The organism is Nonomuraea turkmeniaca (assembly GCF_005889735.1).
Classification (GTDB): Bacteria; Actinomycetota; Actinomycetes; order Streptosporangiales; family Streptosporangiaceae; genus Nonomuraea; species Nonomuraea turkmeniaca.
In genome coordinates this window covers 1-708 of sequence record NZ_VCKY01000583.1, presented here as the reverse complement: position 1 = coordinate 708, position 708 = coordinate 1, and the positions used below count along the sequence as shown (strand labels likewise).

The following is a 708-nucleotide window of genomic DNA, read 5'->3' as shown; positions in this document are numbered from 1 at the left end:
AAGCGGTGGCCGGCTATCTGGCCGAGCACCGCATCGATCACGTCAAGGCCGTCCCCTCCCACCTGGCCGCCCTCACCGCCGCGGCCGGGGTGGAGCGGATCCTGCCCGCCCGGTCGCTGGTGCTGGGCGGTGAAGCGGCGCCGGCGGCGTGGGTGGCTGACTTGGTGGCGGTGGCTGGGGATCGGCGGGTGTTCAACCATTACGGTCCGACCGAGGCGACCATCGGGATCGCCACCACTGAACTGTCGGCGCAGGTGCTGGAGTCCGGTGTGGTGCCGGTGGGCACGCCGATCGCCAACACCCGCCTGTATGTTCTCGATGAGGCGCTGAACCCGGTTCCGGCCGGAGTGGTCGGCGAGCTCTACGCCGCCGGCGCCTCCCTGGCCCGAGGGTATGTGGGCCGTCCCGGTCTGACCGGTGAGCGGTTCGTGGCCTGCCCGTTCGGTTCGGGTGAGCGCATGTATCGGACCGGGGACCTCGCGAAGTGGACCGCCGATGGGCAGGTGGTGTTCGCCGGGCGGGCCGATGAGCAGGTGAAGATCCGCGGGTTCCGGATCGAGCCGGGCGAGATCGAGGCCGCGCTGCTGGCCCACCCCGAGGTCGCCCAGGCGGCGGTCGTCGCCCGCGAGGACACCCCCGGCGACAAACGCCTGATCGCCTATGTGGTGTCGGCCGACGGCGACACGGTGGACGACAGGCTGCGCGACT

The 708-nt window shown here is 71.6% G+C and carries 1 protein-coding gene; it reads left to right on the top strand.

Annotation, left to right across the window (positions count from 1 at the left end; genetic code table 11):
- On the top strand, positions 1 to 708 hold a 708-nt coding region (locus ETD86_RS54645; RefSeq protein WP_138674426.1), incomplete at both ends, for an AMP-binding protein.